Source organism: Chryseobacterium sp. MFBS3-17, from assembly GCF_020687745.1.
GTDB lineage: Bacteria > Bacteroidota > Bacteroidia > Flavobacteriales > Weeksellaceae > Marnyiella.
In genome coordinates this window covers 220,629-242,214 of the sequence record NZ_JAJEWK010000009.1, presented here as the reverse complement: position 1 = coordinate 242,214, position 21,586 = coordinate 220,629, and the positions used below count along the sequence as shown (strand labels likewise).

Here is a 21,586-nt window from a genome sequence, read left to right as displayed (position 1 = left end):
GCAAGCCCAGGCTAAGGCAAGCACTTTTCCTGCCCGCTTTTCCACATCCGACAACAACAGCAGTGAAATATCAAGAAAAAATTCTACTTTTGAAGCGTACTGAAAATGGGGAGCTTACAATAACCATTCTGAAGAACCCAATCTAGATCAAAATACCACACCCTCTGACCTAAAAGGAATGTGGGCTGTAATTTGTGCAAATGAGCTAACAGAACTTGACATCAATAAAGACAAGGGTTTTTTATCACTTTATAGTGTTAATGGGATTTACATTAACTTAAAAATTGAAAAATCTTCTGAACAAGAGTATATTTTAAAATATGCTAGCTTATCATCTCAAAAAGATTATTATAAAGATGAACTAAGAATTGAAGATAAAGACATAGATAAAAACAAACCTATTGGTACATTAATACTATTAGAAGATGGCAAAGCAAGATTAGAATGGATTGGTTTATATAATCTTAAAAAACAAAAATTAGAATTCGTGGGGAAAGATTTCTTATTCATAAGCGAAAACGGAGGAAGACTCCCTCTTATTCTTGAAAGATGTGTAAGCGAGACATGAGTATTATGTAACGGCAGAATACAACAGAAAGATTTTGGCAGATAGCAGCAATGTGAATGTCATTAATCACACGCACAAAAAAGCAGAACAAAAGTCCGCAAACGCACCAAAACCTGCGGCCGACAGTGCAAAAGGTTCCTTGCATGCGGGATCAAACAATAACCGGCCGGATGCAGAAGGCATTATAATAGAAGTAATTGGAAAAATCAAAACCCCGATTATGCTATCAATATTGAAAAATATTATAATGAATTCAAAAAATAATAATATGAAACTTTTTGCTATTCTCACATTTGTATTATTTACACAAATATCATTTGCATGTAAAGAAAGCAGGGTAAAAATTCAGAATCAATCTGAAAAGTTTGAAACTCAAAAGAAAATTATAGATGTCCTAAATACAGATTTAAATAATGACGGAGAATTTGACAAAGTATTTGTTGAGCAAGATGAATGGGGGAAAAGAGAGATAATTGTATCAATCAATAATGGGACCCAATTTGATATCATTGCAAAAAACAACTTCATTATAGGGTGTGCTACTTGTGGGAATCAATCAGGTGACCCCTTTATAAATCTTCAGCCTGCCGCTTCGGGATTCGATATATCCCTCGACGACGCAGTTTATTCATTTTCCTATCTGAAAGGGGAAATAGTATTAAATAGAATTGATTTTCTCATTTTAAATAAAACAACAGAAGGTATAGAAGAAGAACATTTAATATTTTCTACAAAAGATTTTGGCTTAATTAAGTTAAGCAATTTTACAAATGAATTTGTTACAAAATTAATAAATAGTAAGAGTGAAAGTTCAAATAACCAATCCAACAAAAAGCTTGGTGAAAGTTATCAAACTCTTCCATATGACAAGCAAATTGATTTAAATAGTATTAATTTTAAGGAAATTAATTCATCGGAAATTAAAAGCTTAGAAGAATTTAGTTGTGGTGAAATTAATGTAAGATATCTTCCATTATTTAAAAAAGGAAGTGTAGATGCTATACTAGTTCCTCAAGACTGTGGTGATTTCCCATATCGGTTTTTATTATTGACAATCAAAGATAATATGGTAAAAGATAACCTATATGTTGAAGGAGAGTGGTTTGAACCTGAAGATAAAGAAAACACATTAGAAGTTACTAACTTTAAAGTGGATACAAATTACTTGATATATGTAAATACGAATGGTAAAATAGAACTTTATAAAATAGACGATAATGGTATGTTTATAAAGGAAAAGTAAAAATGAAATATATATTATGTTTATATTACAATAAAAGTAAGCCCATCGGAAAATTACTAATAATAGACGATGGTAAAGCCAAATTAGATTGGAATGGATTGTATAATACTAAAAAACAAAAACTAGAATTTGTAGGTAATGATTTTCTTTTAATAAAAGAAAGCGGCGGTAAAACTCCTTTAATAATTGAAAAGTGTGAATAAGGATATTCTAAATTGATGTTTACGATTTATCACAGTAAAACAAAACATCATTTAAAAGATGGTTACTGGATTGAAAAAAAATATTCAATGGAATATGGAAAAATAATCATCGAAGATGGAAATTATCAAGATGGCGTTAAAGATGGCGAATGGAATTATTTCCCGGACGGACCCGTTGATAAAATTGAAGTGTACAAAAACGGTGTCATAAAATAATCAGGAAAAAAATCCCCCTGTGCTGCCCTCAAAAAGAACCCCTACAGTTAAACTATAGGGGTTAGATTTTTATACGCCGTATCTCAGGCAGGCTGCGCTGTTATCTGAACAGGATATTGATTCCGGCGCCCAACTGGTAATTGAAGGTACCGTACGGATAATTGATATACACCGGGTTGAACCCGTTATCCCAGCGGATGTACGCTTCGATGTTCCGGGCAAAGCGGTAACCACCCCCGAAACTGATACCAATCTGTACATCTTCCAGGCTGTCTTCTGCAGTCTGAATCACCGGGTCGGTAATTTCGGCATCGGTTTTCTGGGAGATATTGTAAGAGAGTTTAGGACCCAGAAACACAAATACTTTGGGGTCGTTCAGACCTCTGGCACCAAAGAAATGCTTGATGTACACCAAACCGTTCACGTAATCATTATGGAACTTTTCGCGTCCGGTCTCCGGTTCATTTTCCTCCCCTTCCATGGAGTATTCTACCATAGGAACCACAAAAGTGCTGCTGGAGAGCCTTTGTACGAATGGAATTTCCACAAAAACACCACCCGCGCCGGCGATGCGCATTTTGGAATACTGGTGGATGCCGCGGATGTTACTCTGATGGGCTTTCAGGCTGATTCCGTAACGAAAAATTCCATCGCCCACGCCGTTTCCGGACTGTGCTGTGGCAAAAAACGACATAGCGAGGAACGCGAAAAAGTATAATTTTTTCATTCTTAAAATTAATTTCTAACAAAAGTAGGATTTTTTTTGAGAAAAGCAACTTTATTTATTGATGTGATGACAAGAGGAGATGATAGACAAGAGACAAGAGACAAGAGACAAGAGACAAGAGGCCGGAGATTATCGGAAGGGAGACTTGGGGACTTGGGGAGAGGGAGATGTCATAACTCTGACAGCAAACCCAAAAAAGACGAATGAGATCCTTCGGCTCTGCTGGCGCGCCGCTCTGGATGACAAAAAGAAACCTCTGCTATTAGTGACGCCACTGTCATTGGCTACGCCGAATCTTCGATTTCAGAATGGAGCGCAGCGGAATGAAGAATCTCTGAAAGAGAACACGCTGTTAGACGAATGAGATCCTTCGGCTCCGCTGCGCTCGCTCAGGATGACGAAACTCATTAATGAAAACTCCGCAAAAAAATGACATAGGAAACGGAGGCATTAAAAAACCGAAGGTTCGCCGATTCCATTAAAAAAATAAACCAGCAGAGAGGCAAAAATGCTTTACTCTACAGAAGTCAAAAAAACCAGCATGTAAAGCGAGCCTGCAAATGCTATACATTCACCACAACAACATTAGCGAGCGAGTTTAGAATCATCAGGCTTCCATTCCATTTTTTAGCTGAGTTTCCAAGTCTTGATTTTTTGATTCTTTTATATCAAGACAAAAGAATAAATAAAAAACTTTAGACACGAAATTTGAGATTAGAAAATAGAGATGGGAGACAAGAGACAAGAGAGTTGGTGTCCCGATCCCGATAGTCCCGATAGCCATCGGGATCGGGAGGGCGATTCGGGATTGACAAAACGATGACACCCTATCATTACCACACTTACCCGCTAAATCAGTTTCTATAAAAATAAATTGTAACAAAAACCTTTACAATTAGAAAATAATCTTTACCTTTGTACCGTTATGAACAATACGCGATTTGCAACCCTCATCCATATCCTCACGCTTCTGGCCAAATTCCCGGGCAAGTGGCACAGTTCGGAATGGATTGCCGGAAGCATCGGCATCAACCCGGCCATTGTAAGAAAGGAACTGCAATTGCTGCATAAACTGGGCTGGGTGCAAAGCAAAAAAGGAAAAGAAGGCGGAACCATGCTTGCGGTAAACAGTTGCGAAATTTCCATGGCCGATATCTTCAATGCCGTGAAAAACTCCAACGTGCTGGGACGCAAAAATACCTGCACCGGAGGAAACTGTACCGTGGGTCAGCAAATAAACCGCGAACTGGAAAAAGTCTTTACCGAAACCGATGAAATTGTAACAGGCGCTCTGAAACACCGAAGCCTGAAATCTTTCGCCGAGCAGTTCAACTGATTTTTTTTAACCATAAATGTAACAAAATATATTACACATAATACCATAAATAACAAATAATACCATTCAACTTATGAAAGTAGCCATTATTGGAGCCTCCGGATTTTTAGGTTCCCGCTTAGTACAGGAAGCCGCAGACCGCGGTCTGGAAGTAACTGCCATCGCACGCAACGCCGATAAAATTACCCACGAAAAAGTGAACAAATTTTCCGTGGATGTGAACAATACCAAAGCTCTCAGCGAAACGCTCAAAGGCCACGATGCCGTCATCAGCGCATTTAATGCCGGGTGGACCAACCCCAATCTGTACGATGATTTCCTTGCCGGATCCAAAGCCATTCAGCAAGCCACTAAAGAAGCAGGTGTAAACAGACTCATTGTGATAGGCGGTGCCGGAAGCCTCTATACTCCGGATCAGAAACAACTGGTAGACAGCCCCGACTTCCCTGCAGATATTAAGCCGGGAGCAACTGCAGCCCGCGATTACCTGAACATCATCAAGGAAGAAAAAGACCTGGACTGGGCATTCTTCAGCCCTGCCATAGAAATGCATCCCGGCATCACCACCGGACGCACCGGGCAATACCGCCTGGGTAAAGACGAGCCGGTTTTTAACGACCAGCAAACTTCTACCCTGTCACCCGAAGATGTGGCTGTAGTACTGGTGGATGAACTGGAACAACCCAGACACCACCGAGAAAGGTTTACGGCGGGATATTAATCTGCCGAAATCCGATGGCATCGCTGATGGCATCACTCTTTACAATCTTTAAAACCCCTTATAAAAAATATGAAAAAAGTAACATTAGGAAACACATCTCTGCAGGTCGCACCATTTAACCTGGGAGGCAATGTATTCGGCTGGACACTGAACGAAGAACAATCTTTTGAAATCCTGGATGCCTATCTGGCGGCAGGCTTCAACTTTATCGATACCGCTGATATGTACTCGTACTGGATTGACGGCGGCGCCGGCGGACAGTCTGAAACCATCATTGGAAAATGGATGAAATCCCGCGGAAACCGTGATCAGGTCATTATTGCCACCAAAGTAGGCGGTCCTACGGGCGAGCACGAAACCAATTCCGGCCGGGAACACATCCTGAAAACCGTGGAAAAGTCCCTGGAAAGACTGCAAACCGATTATATAGATCTGTACTACCTGCATTATGATGACGGCAAAACTCCGGTAGCAGAAACGCTCGATACTTTTGACGAACTGGTTAAGACGGGCAAAGTAAAACATATTGCCGTTTCTAATATTACGCCGGAGCGTCTGCGCGAATCACTGGAATATTCGGATCAAAATAATATTGCCAAATATCAGGTGCTGCAACCGCTGTACAACCTGGTAGAGCGAGCCGGTTATGAGAAAGATTTTGCCCCGATGGTGGAAGCCCACCAACTCACTGTTTTCCCGTATTACGCACTAGCATCAGGATTCCTGACCGGAAAATACCGTTCGGAGGCAGATTTCAGCAAGAGTCCGCGCGGACAGGGTGCTGCGCAGTACCTGAATGAAAAAGGCCTGGGCATTCTGAATGTACTGGATCAGGTTGCAGAAAAACACCAAACCGTACCGGCAGCCGTTTCGCTGGCGTGGCTTGCAGCCCAACCCCACATAGGCGGTCCGGTGGCCAGTGCTACCAGCACCGAACAGTTGACAGAAATTCTGTCCTCCGCCACTCTTGTGCTCGATTCAGAAGACTTGAAACAGCTGGATGAAGCAAGCAAATAATGCAACAATCATCCTGAACCAAATGCCGCCCGGAACACTCCGGAGCGGTTTTGTTTTTAAAGGGCAGAGATGAGAGAGGGAGATTGGAGACTTGGGGACGTGGTGAGGGGGAGATGAGGAGATGAGGAGACGAGGAGATGACAAAACGATAACGTAGAACCCAAAAGGACGAAGGAGATCCTTCGGCTCCGCTGCGCTCGCTCAGGATGATAAAGGTCGCTTTTTGTCATTGGATGCATCTTGTCATTCAGATGTACGAAAATTAACTTAGAAATAAACTGCAGGGAATGGCTACAATTCATCCTGCAAACGCAGAATTTCATCATACTCAAAACCACGGCTGATGAGGTAGCTGATGGTTTTGGATTTTTTCTGATACTCTTTCAGACCTTTTTGTCTGGCATAGTAAGTGGTGTAGATTTTTTTCAGGGTGGCGGCATAATCATCGTCCTCAATTTCCTCCATGGATGAGTTGATGAGTTTCAGTGGCACCCCTTTCTGCTGCAAATGAATCCGGATTTTATTGCGCCCCCAGGATTTCATATAGAACTTACCGCGGATATAGCTGCGGGCAAAACGCTCTTCATTCAGGTAATTTTCCTGCATCAGATAAAGCAGAATTTCGTCCCGGGCCTCCGGAATCAACAGAAAATCACGCATCTTCTGCTCTACTTCCTGATGGCAGCGGTCCTGATACACACAATAATTGACCAGCTTTTGCTTGATTTCGGAAAAGGTATAAGATTTTTTTTCAGGCATTTCAGTACAAACAACGGTAAATGCAAAACTCCGGTTGATCTATTTCCACAAAAAAAACAGGAGCCCGCAGATGCTTTTTCATTTTCTACTTCATCTTCTGCGCGCTCCTGTCCTGTGTTCATGTTCTGAAGATTAGTTCGTGAATAATGGTTTGGAATCCATCAGTTCATTTACTTTTTTCTTCACATTCTGCAGTACGTTTTCGTCTTTAATATGATCTACCACCTCAGAAATCAGGTGGGCTATAGTTTCCATATCGTTCTCCTTCAGTCCGCGGGTCGTGATCGCTGCTGTTCCCAGACGGATACCGGAGGTAGTGAAGGCTGATTTATCATCAAACGGAACCATATTTTTATTACACGTAATATCTGCTTTCACCAGTGCTTTTTCGGTTTCTTTGCCATTCACATTTTTATTGCGCAGATCTATCAGCATCAGGTGGTTATCTGTGCCACCGCTCACGATGTCGAATCCAAGATTCACCAGCGCATTGGAAAGTGACTGGGCATTGGCCACCACTTGTTTGGCATAGGTTTCAAATTTAACATCCAGCGCCTCACCAAAGGCTACGGCTTTCGCACCGATTACATGTTCCAGCGGACCGCCCTGAATCCCCGGGAATACGGCACTGTCCAGCACAGCGCTCATCATTTTGGTTTCCCCTTTCGGCGTTTTGTGACCATAGGTATTTTCAAAATCCTTGCCCATCATGATCAGTCCTCCACGCGGACCGCGCAGGGTTTTGTGGGTAGTGGTGGTTACTACATGGCAATGCTCAAACGGTGAGTTCAGCAAACCTTTGGCAATCAGTCCGGCAGGGTGCGCAATATCTGCCCAAAGCGTAGCGCCCACCTCATCGGCCACCTCACGGAATTTCTGATAATCCAGGTCGCGGGAATAAGCAGAGAATCCGGCAATCATCATTTTTGGCTTTACTTCCAGTGCTTTCTGGCGCATCGCCTCATAATCAATCCTTCCGCTTTCACGATCTACGCCGTAGAAATTGGCCTGATACTGAATTCCGGAGAAGTTTACGAAACTCCCGTGGGTAAGGTGTCCGCCCATGGAAAGATCCAGACCCAGAATAGAATCACCCGGTTTCAGAACTGCCAGATACACCGCGGCATTGGCCTGCGAGCCGGAGTGTGGCTGCACATTCACATAATCTACACCAAACAGCTGCTTTGCTCTTTCGATGGCCAGGGTCTCCACCTGGTCTACCACTTCGCAACCGCCATAATATCTGCGTCCGGGATATCCTTCTGCATATTTATTGGTGAGGACACTGCCCATGGCTTTCATCACATTGTCTGAGACAAAGTTTTCTGAGGCAATCAGTTCAATACCGTGGGTTTGTCTAAGTCTTTCCTGCTCTATTAGGTCAAAAATCGGATCGTTCATTATGATATTATTTGAATTTTAAAGATTGAGGGCATCATTCCGTGACAAGTATGATCAAGTTGACAACGGAAACGAAATCTGCCGGTTGATTTTTACAAAAATTAAACCTCAAATTTACGGAAAATAACATTATCTTTTGCCTATTCCTGATTCATTGAATCAATTTTCCGGAAAGATATGCCCTGCACAAAGTCTCTAAGGAATGCAAGACTGAAAGACAGCCCTCTTCAGTACCTCCACCCGGAAGGAACGTGTTGATTCCCCTTATCCTTCAGCATCTTTTTCCGCTTATTTTCTTAATGGTCAAAAATAAAAGCCACTCAGTATTTCGCCGACAACTATTTCAATCTCCTCTATCATTGTAAAAACAAAAATACAGCATCATCTGCCGGAATCTGAAAAAAGGTGAACTAACCCTGAGATAAACTTCGTATATTTACCATCCTTTAAAATTGAATCCATAATGAAAACTAAAAAGAAATATAATAAACAGGTACTGAAATCTCTGGAGAACATGGCACAAACCGAACATGCCCTTCTGGAAAGCATGACCAATATGATGCTGCTGAAAGAACTCAAGAAAAACAATATTACCTTCAGCAAAGGCGATACATTCTCCTTTGAAGACAGCATTTTTGATGAGAGTGAAGATAAAAACATCCGCAAACTGGCCAAACTGCGCCGCAAAATGCTGAAAACCATGAATGACCTGGTAGAGAAAAATGATTTCTCCGACAAGCAGATTGAATTCCTGGCGTAATCTCAATATTTAACCCTTTATAAACCCGGAAGCTATGAAATTCGGTCAAGTAGAAGATCCGTCGCAAATTGATTTTACCCTGCCACCCGATCATCCTGAAACGGCCAGAATCCTGAAGGATCAATCAGGAAACATGGAGGTATTCATCGGCTGTGCCAAATGGAATAAAACCGATCTGAAAGGCTTCTACCCACGGGGCACCAAAGATGAACTTACCTACTATGCTACCCAGTTCAATTCCATAGAACTGAATGCGACTTTCTACGGAATGCCCGCTGCCGAGCAGGTACTCACCTGGAAAGAAAAGACGCCCGACGGTTTCAAATTTTTCCCGAAAATCACCAATACGGTCTCTCATTTCCGCCGGCTGCTGAATATAGACGATGTCGTAACTCAGTTTGCCACCACTGTCCTGAATTTTGATGAAAAACTCGGCATGGTTTTCCTGCAGCTGCATGATAACTTTAAACCCAAAGACCGCGACCGGCTCATAAAATTCGTGGAAAACTGGCCGAAAGAAGTGCCGCTGGCCATTGAACTCCGCAATCAGGAATGGTTTGACAATGAGGAAATTCTGAATGAAACCTGTGAACTTTTTGAAAAGCACAAGATCACCAATATCCTTGTAGATACGGCCGGACGCCGGGACATGCTGCATATGCGGCTTACCACGTCCACAGCATTCATCCGCTATGTGGGTACCAATGCAGAGAGTGATTATACCCGTCTGGACGACTGGCTAACCCGCATTACCGAATGGAAAGAACAAGGCCTTCAGCAACTCTTTTTCTTCATTCACCAGAATGTGGAGAAAGCATCTCCGCTGCTGTCTGCCTATTTCATTGAAAACATGAACCGGGAACTGGGCACAGACCTTCACATTCCTGTGATGGCAGCGGTGAAAACCAAATATTAACAATCTGCGAGTATCCTTAGATCGGTGCAAACCAGAACCGTAGAAGCGGTCTGTCTCAACTGAAACAAACACCGGAAACAGAAGCTAAAACCAAAAGAAACTGTCTCAATACTCAATTAATTGCTTGAGATTTTAATATTTGGGCACCGTTCTCTGATAGGAGTCCGTGAGAAAATCATTAAAAAAGCCGTTTCATTAAGTTATGAGACGGCTTCAGTAGTTTGTTCTGAAATTCATTAAGCCTCACATGAGGAGCAGGTTACGAAATTCACCATCAGTTCTTTGGACACAGATGAACTTCTCTGGTAGTACAGGGTTTTCACGCCTTTCTTCCATGCCTCAATATAGAGGTAGTTCACATCCTTCACCGGCATGGTAGAAGGAATCTGCAAATTCAGACTCTGCGCCTGGTCAATATACTGCTGTCTCTGGGCAGCCTGGGAAATAATCTCCATCGGCGAAATCTCGCGGAAGGTCTTGAACACCGCTTTCTCTTCAGCGGAAAGCTCATCCAGATGTTGCACCGAACCGTGGTTCAGCATGATGGTACGCCAGGTTTCTTCATTGTCCAGTCCTTTCTCCTGAAGTAATTTTGACAGGTACTTATTCTTCCGCATGAAATTTCCTTTGGCCAGTCCGGCCTTGTAATAGTTCGAGGCAAACGGTTCAATTCCGGGCGATGTCTGTCCCAGAATGGCAGAAGAAGACGTGGTAGGGGCAATGGCCATGGTAGTGGTATTGCGCATGCCATAGCCTTTCAGCAGTTCCGGTTCGCCGTAAATATTGGCCAGTTCCTGTGAAGCCTGCTGCGATTGTTCACGGATTTGTTTAAATGCCCGGGCATTAAACTGGGTCGCCTCAAAACTCTCAAACGGAATCATATTTTTCTGCAGATAAGAGTGGTAGCCCAGGACACCAAGACCCAGTGCACGGTGTCTCAAGGCAAAATTTCTGGCACCCTGCAGGTAGTAGTTGCCTTCGGTTTTTTCTATAAACTCAGACAGCACAGCATCCAGGAAATAGATGGCCAGTTTTACGGCATTGGTATCTTTCCACTCGTCATACAGTTCCAGGTTCATGGAAGAAAGGCAGCAGATGAAGGATTCTTCTGCACTGGAGGGCAGCATAATTTCTGAGCAGAGATTGCTCGCATTCACCGTCATCCCCAAATCTTTGTACACCTGCGGCTTGTTACGGTTCACATTATCACTGAACATAATATAGGGCAGACCTTTCTGCTGACGGCTTTCCAGTACCCGGGCCCATATTTTACGTTTATCTGTGTCGCCGTCTATCATGTCCTGCATCCAGTAATCCGGCACGCAAACCCCTGTAAAAAGGTTCTGAATAGGACTTCCAATGTCTTTAATGGATAAAAATTCTTCTATATCACCGTGATCTATATCCAGATAAGCGGCAAAAGCACCCCGTCTTACGCCACCCTGTGATACCACATCCATGGCGGTATCATAGAGTTTCATGAAAGAAACGGCACCAGAGGATTTTCCGTTGTCGGTCACGGCTGTTCCGCGGTTTCTCAGTTCTCCGAAATACCCGGAAGTTCCGCCTCCTATTTTGGTCTGCATAATCACTTCGCCCAGTTTGTGGGTGATGCCTTCTATATTATCGGGCACATGCACATTGAAGCAGGAAATAGGCAGTCCGCGCTGCGTCCCCATATTGGCCCATACAGGAGATGAGAAGCTGATCCAGCCTTTGGTAATCATTTCTTCGAAAGCCGGTTGCAGCTCCGGTTTGTACAGCCTTTTGGCTGCGGCGGTGGTAATTCTTTCTATGGCGCCTTTCACGGTTTCGCCTTTCAGCAGGTAGCCGCGGTTCAGCATTTGCTCAGACTCTTCGTTCAGCCACCATATATTGGTTTGTTCTTCCATTGTGTATATTTTTTTAACCCTTGCGGGTCAGCTATAATTATAGGTTCTTATTTGCGTTCAGTGCTTCGTTTTTTTTAGGAGCATCATGTAGGTTGCTTCATCCGGTGTGTGCCACCCGCTTTCCGCTGTATCTTTTCCGGTGATTTCGGCTCCGCTCATTCACCAGAAAAGGATGCCGCTGCAATCGGGGCTATCAAGACGCAGGTTTGTTTTTGCCGGGACATTCTTCTACAAAAGCTCTTTTCGGCGCTCGCTTCGCTCGCGCACACTCTCCACTCTCCACTCTCCACTCTCTAAGTCTCCACTCTCTAAGTATCCCGTCTCACCGCGCCCCGACTTGAGCGGAAATCCTTTTTATGGCTTTCCACAGAGATCACGCTGCTGCAGACAAGCGGCCGGGAGCCATAAAAAGATTGGGAGCGGAAGGCGGAAAAGGCGCCCCAAAAACATCAGAACAAATCGTTCTCTGTGATGCTTTTGTCGTGCTTGGTGTAATCTACCGGTCTTTTGGCAAAGAAATCATCCAGTGAATTGGCAAACACCTCTTCTTCAAACCAGACCATAGGTCTGTATTGTTCCGGCGTGATGTTGTACCGGGTTTTCATACCGATTTTCTTCAGGCTGTCATCTACGCGGTATTTCATAAAATTCAGCAGATCTTCTTTGGTAAAATTATCAATCTCGCCCAGTTCAAAAATCCAGCTCAGGATTTCTTCTTCCAGCTGTATAGAGTGATCTACCAGAGTATAAATATCTTCCAGATCCGAGTCGGTAAGCAGTTCGGGCTGCTCCTCCCGGATTTTATTGATCAGGTAAATGCCGGCATTGGCATGGATTTGTTCATCTACAGAGGTCCAGGCAATGATATTGGACACATTTTTCATGAATCCTTTGAATCTGGTAAAGGACAGGATGATGGCAAACTGCGAGAAGAGGGACACATTTTCAATCAGGATACTGAAGAGCAGCAGTGACGAAACGTATTCTTTCGGGGTGGTAGAATTGGCATGTTTCAGTACATTGCTCAGGAAGTCAATTCTTTTTTTCACTGCCGGAATCTCCACTACGTTCATAAATTCATCATTATACCCCAGCACTTCCAGCAGTCTGGAATAGGCTTCAGAGTGGCGGAATTCACACTCTGCAAAGGTAGCCCCCAGGCCGTTCAATTCCGGCTTTGGCAGGTGGTGGTAGAGATTTCCCCAGAAGGTTTTCACCGAAACTTCAATCTGGGCAATAGCCAGCAGGGCATTTTTCACCGCATTTTTTTCATGCGGCTCCAGTTGCGACTGGAAATCTTGCACATCGGCAGTAAAATCTACTTCAGAATGCACCCAGAATGATTTGTTGATGGCTTCTACGAACTGTAAAACTTCCGGATACTCAAACGGTTTGTAACTTACTCTTTTATCAAAAATTCCCATATATGTCTGCTCTGTTTTGTGTTTAACTTTAAATTTTGTGAAAAGTTCTTCATGAACATGAGAACTTGATACTGTTCTGTTTCCGGCGGGATTTCATCCTGAAAAACAGTCTGAACCGCACGGTTTTGAACGTAAACAAAAGTATAGATTCTTTAGGTCATTTGAAAGCGGGAAAGCCTAAATGGCTGACTTTTAAGCGGAAAAGTTTTCCACAAATGCAGTAAACCTTTTGCTACAGCAAGTTACGGCGAAGCGGCCGCCGCAAACCCCGGTCAATGGCAGAAATTATTTAAACAGCATTGTAAAACCACTTTTTACATGGGATTCCGGCATTAAACATAGGTGGAGACGAGAGACTGAGAGACATGAGACATGAGATGAGAGATTGGAGATTGGAGATGAGAGATTGGAGACTGGAGATGAGAGATTGGAGACTGGGGGACTTGGGGACTTGGCGAGGGGGAGATGAGGAGATGACACAACGCCAAAATGGAAACACAGAAACAACGCAGGAGATTCTTCGGCTCCACTTCGTTCAGCTCAGGATGACAAAGTGCAACTCCCAGCATGACAAAACCTACTGTGCACGTCAACATAAATGACCCCTGCCCCATCCAAGGAGACTTTAATCCGAACCATGTAACATTTTTTTATAAATTTATACTCATTATGAAACAATCAGAAATCCATGCTGAGCATTAAGGACCTTCATAAATCCTACGACACAGGAAAAAGTAAACTGCACGTGCTGAAAGGCATCAACCTGGAAATTGGCGAAGGTGAGTTTGTTTCCATCATGGGAAGTTCGGGCTCGGGAAAATCTACCCTCCTGAACATCATCGGTATTCTGGATGAAAAAGATTCCGGGACTTATGAGCTGGACAGCATTCCCATCGAACAACTTACCGAAGTGAAAGCCGCCGAATACCGCTCGCGTTTTCTGGGATTTGTGTTTCAGTCCTTCAACCTCATCGGTTACAAAACAGCACTGGAAAATGTGGCACTGCCTCTGTATTACCAGAATGTATCCCGTAAGGAAAGAAATAAACGCGCACTGGAATTTCTGGACAAGGTAGGTCTGGCTCCATGGGCAAACCATTTGCCCAATGAACTTTCCGGAGGTCAGAAACAGAGAGTGGCCATAGCCCGGGCACTGATCTCGGACCCGAAAGTAATTCTGGCCGATGAACCTACCGGCGCACTGGACTCCAAAACCACGCACGATATTATGAAATTGCTGCAGCAGATTAACCGCGAAGGCAAAACCATCATTGTGGTAACCCACGAACCCGATGTGGCCGCCCAAACCAAAAGAAATGTAGTGCTGAAAGACGGTATTATAGAAAGTGACGAATTCATCAGCCAGAAAATTCTGGAATAAAGATATCCTAAATACAAAAATAATAGTCGAACATGTTTGATCTGGACCGCTGGCAGGAAATATTTGCATCCATTCGGAGCAATGTCTTGAGAACCGTACTCTCGGGGTTTACGGTAGCCCTCGGCTTGTTCATATTCATTGTGCTGTTCGGAATCGGGAAAGGCTTACAAAATGCATTCACAGATGAGTTTACGCGTGATGCCCAAAACCTCATATCCATTTCTACCGGTAAAACTACCATCGCTTACAGCGGACTGCAGGAAAACCGGACCGTGGTCCTGAACAATGAAGATTACGATGCCCTTGTAGACAGTGAACCTGCAAAAGTGCAAACCTCTACCCCGCGCTACAGCACGACTATGCTGGTAAAATACGGCAAGGAAAGCGGTACCTACCAGATCAGCGGAGCCAATGAGAATGAAGTGGTCATTGAAAACCGAAAACTCCTGAACGGCCGTTTTCTCTCTCCACGGGACATGGAGAACAAGCAAAGTGTGGCAGTAATTGGCCGTATGGTGCAGCGTGACCTTATCAAAGACGGCGATCCTGTGGGCAAGGAACTGAACATTAACGGAACCATGTTCAAAGTAATAGGCGTCTTTTCTGATGACGGCGGAGACTGGGAAGAGCGCTCCATCAGCATCCCCATTACGACGCTGCAGCAGATGAAAAAAGGTTCTGATACCGTAAGCTCTGTGTACATCACCTACCGGGAAGATATGCAGCCCAAAGAAGCCATAGCATACAGTGACCGCCTGGAAAAAGAACTGAAAGCGCGCAAAAAAGTATCGCCGGATGATGAAAATGCCGTGCGGGTAAGGAACCGGGCAGAAAGCCTGGAAGATTCTTTTATGTTTCTCTTTGTGATTACCGTCATTGTAGGATTTATAGGCTTGGGAACACTGTTGGCAGGCATCATTGGCATCAGCAATATCATGGTGTATATTGTAAAGGAAAGAACGCAGGAAATAGGCGTGCGAAAAGCCATCGGTGCCAAACCCCGAAGCATTGTCTCCCTCATCATGCAGGAAAGCATGGTCATCACAGTAGTGTCCGGTCTGGTGGGTGTAGGACTGGGCGTGCTGACCCTGTACCTGATTGGCAATCATCTGGAAGAATACTTTATAAAAAATCCCAGTGTAGGCTGGGGACTGATTATGGTAGCCTTTGTATGCCTGGTGATTGCCGGAATGATAGCCGGATTTGTGCCAGCGTATAAAGCAAGCCGAATAAAACCAATAGAAGCCCTGCGGGCAGAGTAACTAAAAATTAACCTCAAAAGAAGCAAACGTGAACATTATATTCAGATTAGACACGTGGCAGGAAATTTATCATTCCCTCCGGAATAATAAAGTCCGCACCTTCCTCACCATGATTGGGGTGGGCTGGGGCATGTTTCTTTTTGTGAGCCTGCTGGGAGCCGCCAAAGGAATGGAAAATGGTTTTGACAAACTGTTTGCAGGATTCGCCACCAACAGTATCTTCATGTGGGCACAAAGCACCTCTATGCCGTATGACGGATTCCCCAAAGGCAGACAGATGCACCTGCACCTGCCCGATATGGATCTGCTGAAAAACAACATCAGGGAAATTGATTATATCTCCCCTCAAAACTCCCGTGGCAATTTCGGAAGTCCGGGGGAAATCATGAACCGTGCAGGTAAAACCGCCACCTATACCCTGACCGGCGATTATCCTGTGGGCAATAAAATATCTGAGAAAAAGCTGATGTTCGGCCGTTATATCAATGATGCAGATGTAGCCGGCAACAAAAACGTTGTGGTACTGGGCGAAGGCATCTATAAAAACTTTTTTGATTCCGGAAAAAAAGAAAATCCGATTGGCCAGTCGGTAAACATTAAAGGAATATTCTTTAATGTCATCGGTGTTTATAAAGTGGCGCAGAGCGGCGGACCTATGGATAATGACGTCACGGCCTATATCCCGCTTTCCACCTTTACCAAAATGTACAATAACGGAGACAAGGTAGATTTCTTTGCCATTGTAAGCAAGCCTGATGCAGACCTCAGCATTGTGGAAGAACAGGCCAAAAACCAGCTGAAAACAAAAAACAACGTTTCGCCGGAAGACACCAATGCCTTCGGTTCCTTCAATCTGGGAAAAATGTTCGAAAAAATGACCGGCTTTCTTACCGGTATGCAACTTTTAACGATTATTGTAGGATCATTAACGATTCTGGCCGGCGTAATAGCCATCTCCAATATCCTTCTTATTACCGTAAAGGAAAGAACCAAGGAAATTGGAATCCGCAGAGCACTGGGTGCAAAACCGGCAGAGGTCAGAAATCAGATTCTGCTGGAAAGTGTAGTCATTACCGTGGCCTCCGGGATTATCGGATTTATTTTTGGTATTTTCCTGCTCATGATCATCAATGTCATGACGCAGAATCAGGATACATTTCCGTTTTACAATCCCACGGTAGAATATTCGCAGGTCTTTGCTGCCATGGCCATCATGATTGTACTGGGACTGGTCATCGGGATGATTCCTGCACAACGGGCAGTAAAAATACGACCCATAGAAGCCCTGAGAAGTGAGTAACAAGATTAACTATAGAATCAAAAATCCTTTAAATGGTCGCACTGAAACCCTTGAGAATAAAAACGGTGCACAAAACCATTTCACAACAATAAATATATACCTATGAAAAAGAAATTCACCTGGAAAAAAGTGGTTTACATCATTCTCGGACTGATCTTCGCCGGGGCACTGCTTTCTGGAATCGCCTATCTGATCCAATCCAATTCCCGGAAGAACGAAGTATTTCTCACGAAAAAACCGGAAGTTCAGGATATGGAAGACAAAGTGATGGCTACAGGAAAAATTGTGCCGCTGGAGGAAATTGAAATCAAGCCTAATATGTCCGGCATCATCGATAAAGTACTGGTGCAGGAAGGCGACCAGGTAAGTATGGGCCAGCTGATTGCCACACTGAAAATTGTGCCCAGCGTGCAAAATGTGAATGCCACCACCCAGGAAGTGAATAATGCCAATCTTCAGATTTCAAATGCCAAAATAAACCTCAGCAACCAGCAACAGCAGTTTGCCATGCAGCAGCGTCTCTTTAACCAGGGCGTCATTTCACGGCAGGAATACCTCACGGCTCAGCAGGCCTTGCAGAGTGCAGAGATTCAACTGAAAAACGCAAACCTCCAGTTGCAAACCGCACAAAAGAATCTGCAGATTGCCAGGACCGGTGTTACTCCGGAACTTCAGGGCATGGCTACCACACAGATTCGCTCCAAGGCCAATGGAACTGTGCTGGAAGTGCCGGTAAAAGTGGGAAGCCAGGTCATAGAGGCCAATCAGTTCAACGCCGGAACCACCATCGCTTCTGTAGCCAACCTGAACTCGCTTATTTTTGAAGGTGAAATAGACGAGGCCCAGGCCGGTAAACTGAAAGAAGGGATGAATATGAACATCTCCATCGGGGCGTTGCAGAACAAAAAATTCCCGGGCAGACTCACCATGATTGCCCCGAAAGGAAAAGATGAAAACGGAACCATTAAATTCCCGGTGGAAGGAGATGTCTTTAACCCGGATAACGAATTCATCCGTGCAGGATTTTCGGCAAATGGCGAGATCATTCTGAGTTCACAGAAGAATGCATTATTGCTGGATGAATCTCTGGTGCAGTATGAAAAACAAAATGGAAAAGATGTACCCTTTGTAGAAGTAAAACAAACCGACGGTTCCTTCAAAAAAGTATATCTGAAACTGGGCGCCAGCGACGGCATTAAGGTTCAGGTGCTTTCCGGAATCGATAAGAATGCAGAAGTAAAAGTCTGGAACCCGAGTGACCGGGACAAGGAAGCGCTGAAAGAAAAGAACAAATAACAACCCTAAAATCCTGATAACCTCAGGATTTTTTTTTGACAGAATGGCTAACTTTAGTTAGTGCTTTTTGCCCAGCAGTACTATATTTAAGAACAGTAATATCAGACTCAGAACGGTCCAGACTGCTGTTCCTATATCTTCCAGTCTTTTTTCCTGAAACTGCTCCCGTGCTTTGTCTGCCAGTTTAATGCTCTGCATAAGGTAGCTGTTTACTTCCACAATCTGGTCACTGCCGGCATCGGGCACGGCATGTTGAGAGAAGTACACCAGCTTGTCCTTGCCCATCAGTCCGCCAATCCAGTATTCCCGGGAATGATCCATATTGAGATACTCCAGCTGATAATGCTCCGGACGTATTTTCCCGGCACGAATCAGGTCATTCTTTATATTTCCGGAATCGTTTACGGTAATCACAAAAAAATCCAAAGTAGATGGCAATTTGTTGATGATCTGTAGAGACATGGCGTTGCCGCGGTCCGGGTAGCTGCTTTTCTGAACAAACCAGACCACAAAATAAATCAGTGCGCCGGCAACAATGGCGTAGCGGAGCACTCTGACGTGGCGGGCATACGCGGATTTTCTGAAAACCCAGAGTACCAGTCCCAGGCACAGCAGCAAAAAGATAATGAAGGTAAAATGTTCCATGCGGCACAAAGATAAAAAATTATGACATCATCAGCGGTCAGGTTCTCCGTTCCACTCCCTCAGAAACTGATGCAGAAAAATTTCCATAAACCGGTGCCGCTCAGCAGCAATTTCTCTTCCCTTGCGGGTATTCATCATATCTTTCAGCAACAGTAATTTCTCATAAAAATGATTGATGGTAGTCCCCTCACTTTTTTTGTACTCCGCTTTGGACATGTGAAGGCGCGGCGGCTGTACAGGATCATGCATGAGGTTATTTTTAAACCCGCCAAAATTAAATGTACGGGCAATCCCTATGGCTCCTATGGCATCCAGCCGGTCTGCATCCTGTACGATCTGCAGTTCAATGGGCGGATGTTCCGGTGCGTCACTTTTGTTTTTAAATGAAATATTCCGGATGATGTACAAAACCGCTTCACGCACGTCCGGATCCACTCCCACAGAATTAAGAAAATCACCGGCAATTTGGGGTGCCAGCAATTCATCACCCTGGTGAAACTTGGGATCGGCAATATCATGCAGCAGTGCCGCCAGTTCCACTACCGGCAGATTACAGTTTTCTGAAGCTGCAATGTGAACCGACATTTTCCAGACACGCTCTATATGAAACCAGTCGTGACCGGCTTCGGCACCTTTCAGGGTTTCCTTTACAAATGCAGTGGTTTTGTTGATGATTTGTTCCATATTTTATTTCTAAACGGTATCATTTGTGCTGAATCAGGAACAATAATCCAATACCTGTTGCCACAGATTCTGGTTAAAACTTCTGAAAAAGTTTATATGGCCAATCTGATTCTGTGGGCTGTCTTCAGGTTTCAGGAGTCTGTATTCCGGTTTCATCCGCGGGAAAGTTTCTTCCATCATTCTGCGTACTGCTTTTGCGGTAAGCCAGGAATCATCTTCGGCACGGATTACCAGTACTTCCTGTGTGAGCAGCGCTGAATAGTGTTCCGGAAGTTTATGCAATAATTTGTTCGTAGATTGCGGATGTACAATGAGGGTACGCCAGTCACGACCTGCGCCGGCAGGAAGGCTTTCTCCCAGACCAAACCAATGGGCAGGAAAATAACCGGCCAGTCCGGAAAGTACCGGCTGCAGAACTCCGAATCCCATAAAACCCAACATCATAATCTTAAAATTCAGATGGGCGGCGTACGCTTTTTGTGCCCCAAAGAAAACCAGTCGCCGGAACTGAACGGCATCAGGATTCATCCCCATGATCAGTCCGCCTACCGAATGACCTATTGCAAAACAACTGTATTGTTCATAATGTTTTTGCATAAAGGTGGTAGCCGCTTTAAAATCCAGCGTACCCCACTGCCGCATATTCGCTTTAAATCCTTTCAGCGTATCAGGCTTTGACAACCCTACTCCACGGTAATCATAAGTGAGCACCGTGAAGCCTTGCTCTGCAAAATAACGGGCAAAGGCATAATATACATGCTGCCGGACTCCTGTAGCCGAATTGATGAGCAGAAATTTCTGACAGGAAACCTCTGGTTCAAAAAGCGTTGCTGCAACGCTGAAGCCATCATCTGTGATGAGTTTCAGTGATTTCATCTGATGCTGCACAGTGAGAAATTTTATCACAATCCTAATTCCGTCAACGTGGGCAGACCGGCCTGTGAACCTTTCTTACGGGCTACTTTCAGGGATACATCATTGCCAAACTTCACACACGTACTGATGGGATTCTGATGACAATATGCAATGGCAAAACCGCTGGTAAATGCATCTCCCATTCCGATTCTGAACTGTTTGTCCTCATGGTCATTGCGTTTATATTTCATCTCGGTGCCATTATACCAGGTCGTAGAATTACTGTTGTCCCGTACAAAAACCTTATTCGGGTAATTGCGGAGGACATCTTCGGCATTCTCCTCCCCGAAAATCGTGGTCAGCTCACTGCTTTTGGCCACTATAAAAGCGGTATTTTCCAGCACTGCTGTGCTCAGGGGCATGGCTGGCGCCGCGTAAATCATGACTTTTTTGCCATATTTTGAAGCCAACTGCACGGTGTACTCCACCGTTTCCATAGGAATTTCAAGCTGAATAAGAATCAGATCTGCTGTTTCAAAATATTTTTCAGCCAGTGCAACATGTTCCGGTTTCAGGCAGAAATTGGCTCCGGGAACCACCACAATGGTATTTTCACCATCCACAGAGGTCACATATGCAGAACCGGTGGCGGCGTCTTCGGCTTCATAGACATAACCTACATTCACGCCCTCGTCTACCATATTGCGCAACACCTGCTGGCCCAGCGGATCCATGCCTACGCTTCCTATAAAATAGACACTGGCCCCCAGACGTGCTGTGGCTACGGCCTGATTGGCACCTTTTCCTCCGAAAAAACTGTCGGCACGAATGGCCATAACGGTTTCATTGGGTTGCGGATGTTTCGCTGTGAGCAGCACCCGGTCTATGGATGTGCTTCCTACTACAATTATTTTGGGCTGTACGGAACTTAGTTTCATGTGGTCTTCTGAATTAATTTTACAAATAGCTGCAAGTGTAAC

At 44.3% G+C, this 21,586-nt stretch carries 22 protein-coding genes; 13 read left to right on the top strand and 9 right to left on the bottom strand.

Features of this window, described 5'->3' with window-relative positions; genetic code table 11:
• The first annotated feature begins 178 nt into the window (after positions 1 to 178).
• Genes LKO26_RS07735 through LKO26_RS07720 form a run of 4 tightly spaced genes read left to right on the top strand, consistent with a single transcriptional unit; the run spans position 179 to position 2,230 of the window.
• On the top strand, positions 179 to 568 hold the full coding sequence (locus LKO26_RS07735) for a hypothetical protein (RefSeq protein ID WP_227587277.1): 390 nt from the start codon (positions 179 to 181) through the stop codon (positions 566 to 568).
• Positions 569 to 602: 34 nt separating this feature from the next.
• A complete protein-coding gene (locus LKO26_RS07730) occupies positions 603 to 1,811 on the top strand; it encodes a hypothetical protein (RefSeq protein ID WP_227587276.1) in 1,209 nt (402 codons plus the stop codon).
• A 2-nt stretch (positions 1,812 to 1,813) separates the two neighbouring features.
• A complete protein-coding gene (locus LKO26_RS07725) occupies positions 1,814 to 2,014 on the top strand; it encodes a hypothetical protein (RefSeq protein ID WP_227587275.1) in 201 nt (66 codons plus the stop codon).
• A gap of 15 nt (positions 2,015 to 2,029) precedes the next feature.
• Positions 2,030 to 2,230: a hypothetical protein gene (locus LKO26_RS07720; protein WP_227587274.1), complete on the top strand. Its 201-nt coding sequence runs from the start codon at positions 2,030 to 2,032 to the stop codon at positions 2,228 to 2,230.
• A gap of 100 nt (positions 2,231 to 2,330) precedes the next feature.
• Here the strand turns inward: LKO26_RS07720 and LKO26_RS07715 are convergent, their stop codons facing one another.
• Complete coding sequence (locus LKO26_RS07715) at positions 2,331 to 2,957, bottom strand: outer membrane beta-barrel protein (protein ID WP_227587273.1); 627 nt, start codon at positions 2,955 to 2,957, stop codon at positions 2,331 to 2,333.
• Between the two features lie 925 nt (positions 2,958 to 3,882).
• Here LKO26_RS07715 and LKO26_RS07710 point away from each other — a divergent pair.
• The 3 genes from LKO26_RS07710 to LKO26_RS07700 all read left to right on the top strand — a co-directional run bounded on the left by LKO26_RS07710 (position 3,883) and on the right by LKO26_RS07700 (position 6,031).
• Positions 3,883 to 4,293 carry an Rrf2 family transcriptional regulator gene (locus LKO26_RS07710; RefSeq protein WP_227587272.1) on the top strand — a complete coding sequence of 137 codons (411 nt, stop codon included), beginning with the start codon at positions 3,883 to 3,885 and terminating at the stop codon, positions 4,291 to 4,293.
• Positions 4,294 to 4,366: 73 nt separating this feature from the next.
• The gene (locus LKO26_RS07705) at positions 4,367 to 5,014 is read left to right on the top strand and encodes an NAD(P)-dependent oxidoreductase (RefSeq protein ID WP_227587271.1); all 648 of its coding nucleotides are present in this window, start codon (positions 4,367 to 4,369) and stop codon (positions 5,012 to 5,014) included.
• A gap of 69 nt (positions 5,015 to 5,083) precedes the next feature.
• On the top strand, positions 5,084 to 6,031 hold the full coding sequence (locus tag LKO26_RS07700; RefSeq protein WP_227587270.1) for an aldo/keto reductase: 948 nt from the start codon (positions 5,084 to 5,086) through the stop codon (positions 6,029 to 6,031).
• 291 nt (positions 6,032 to 6,322) lie between these two features.
• Here LKO26_RS07700 and LKO26_RS07695 read toward each other — a convergent pair whose 3' ends face one another.
• Together LKO26_RS07695 and glyA are read right to left on the bottom strand one after the other, a co-directional pair.
• Positions 6,323 to 6,790, bottom strand: a complete 468-nt coding sequence (locus LKO26_RS07695) for a regulatory protein RecX (protein WP_227587269.1) — start codon at positions 6,788 to 6,790, stop codon at positions 6,323 to 6,325.
• A gap of 132 nt (positions 6,791 to 6,922) precedes the next feature.
• On the bottom strand, positions 6,923 to 8,191 hold the full coding sequence (gene glyA / locus LKO26_RS07690) for a serine hydroxymethyltransferase (RefSeq protein WP_227587268.1): 1,269 nt from the start codon (positions 8,189 to 8,191) through the stop codon (positions 6,923 to 6,925).
• Between the two features lie 463 nt (positions 8,192 to 8,654).
• Here glyA and LKO26_RS07685 point away from each other — a divergent pair, with 463 nt between their 5' ends.
• A complete protein-coding gene (locus tag LKO26_RS07685) occupies positions 8,655 to 8,951 on the top strand; it encodes a hypothetical protein (RefSeq protein WP_227587267.1) in 297 nt (98 codons plus the stop codon).
• A 34-nt stretch (positions 8,952 to 8,985) separates the two neighbouring features.
• Complete coding sequence (locus tag LKO26_RS07680) at positions 8,986 to 9,867, top strand: DUF72 domain-containing protein (RefSeq protein ID WP_227587266.1); 882 nt, start codon at positions 8,986 to 8,988, stop codon at positions 9,865 to 9,867.
• A 236-nt stretch (positions 9,868 to 10,103) separates the two neighbouring features.
• Here the strand turns inward: LKO26_RS07680 and LKO26_RS07675 are convergent, their stop codons facing one another.
• Both LKO26_RS07675 and LKO26_RS07670 read right to left on the bottom strand, forming a co-directional pair.
• Positions 10,104 to 11,759 (bottom strand): ribonucleoside-diphosphate reductase subunit alpha, encoded by a 1,656-nt coding sequence (locus LKO26_RS07675; RefSeq protein WP_227587265.1) that lies wholly within the window; start codon positions 11,757 to 11,759, stop codon positions 10,104 to 10,106.
• A 449-nt stretch (positions 11,760 to 12,208) separates the two neighbouring features.
• The gene (locus tag LKO26_RS07670) at positions 12,209 to 13,183 is read right to left on the bottom strand and encodes a ribonucleotide-diphosphate reductase subunit beta (protein WP_227587264.1); all 975 of its coding nucleotides are present in this window, start codon (positions 13,181 to 13,183) and stop codon (positions 12,209 to 12,211) included.
• 688 nt (positions 13,184 to 13,871) lie between these two features.
• On the opposite strand from LKO26_RS07670, the gene LKO26_RS07665 reads away from it, so the two are divergent.
• The 4 genes from LKO26_RS07665 to LKO26_RS07650 all read left to right on the top strand — a co-directional run bounded on the left by LKO26_RS07665 (position 13,872) and on the right by LKO26_RS07650 (position 18,422).
• The gene (locus LKO26_RS07665; protein WP_227587263.1) at positions 13,872 to 14,564 is read left to right on the top strand and encodes an ABC transporter ATP-binding protein; all 693 of its coding nucleotides are present in this window, start codon (positions 13,872 to 13,874) and stop codon (positions 14,562 to 14,564) included.
• 32 nt (positions 14,565 to 14,596) lie between these two features.
• The gene (locus LKO26_RS07660; RefSeq protein ID WP_227587262.1) at positions 14,597 to 15,826 is read left to right on the top strand and encodes an ABC transporter permease; all 1,230 of its coding nucleotides are present in this window, start codon (positions 14,597 to 14,599) and stop codon (positions 15,824 to 15,826) included.
• A gap of 28 nt (positions 15,827 to 15,854) precedes the next feature.
• On the top strand, positions 15,855 to 17,126 hold the full coding sequence (locus LKO26_RS07655) for an ABC transporter permease (protein ID WP_227587261.1): 1,272 nt from the start codon (positions 15,855 to 15,857) through the stop codon (positions 17,124 to 17,126).
• A gap of 102 nt (positions 17,127 to 17,228) precedes the next feature.
• A complete protein-coding gene (locus tag LKO26_RS07650; RefSeq protein WP_227587260.1) occupies positions 17,229 to 18,422 on the top strand; it encodes an efflux RND transporter periplasmic adaptor subunit in 1,194 nt (397 codons plus the stop codon).
• A 57-nt stretch (positions 18,423 to 18,479) separates the two neighbouring features.
• Here LKO26_RS07650 and LKO26_RS07645 read toward each other — a convergent pair whose 3' ends face one another.
• The 4 genes from LKO26_RS07645 to LKO26_RS07630 are packed head-to-tail and all read right to left on the bottom strand — an operon-like array spanning position 18,480 to position 21,544.
• Entirely contained in the window at positions 18,480 to 19,067 is a 588-nt protein-coding gene (locus tag LKO26_RS07645) for a hypothetical protein (RefSeq protein ID WP_227587259.1), read from the bottom strand.
• A gap of 30 nt (positions 19,068 to 19,097) precedes the next feature.
• Positions 19,098 to 19,751, bottom strand: a complete 654-nt coding sequence (locus LKO26_RS07640) for an HD domain-containing protein (protein WP_227587258.1) — start codon at positions 19,749 to 19,751, stop codon at positions 19,098 to 19,100.
• Between the two features lie 33 nt (positions 19,752 to 19,784).
• Entirely contained in the window at positions 19,785 to 20,657 is an 873-nt protein-coding gene (locus tag LKO26_RS07635; protein ID WP_317206373.1) for an alpha/beta fold hydrolase, read from the bottom strand.
• Positions 20,654 to 21,544: a ribokinase gene (locus tag LKO26_RS07630; RefSeq protein ID WP_227587257.1), complete on the bottom strand. Its 891-nt coding sequence runs from the start codon at positions 21,542 to 21,544 to the stop codon at positions 20,654 to 20,656. The genes LKO26_RS07635 and LKO26_RS07630 overlap by 4 nt, the downstream gene beginning before the upstream one ends.
• Between the last annotated feature and the right edge of the window lie 42 nt (positions 21,545 to 21,586).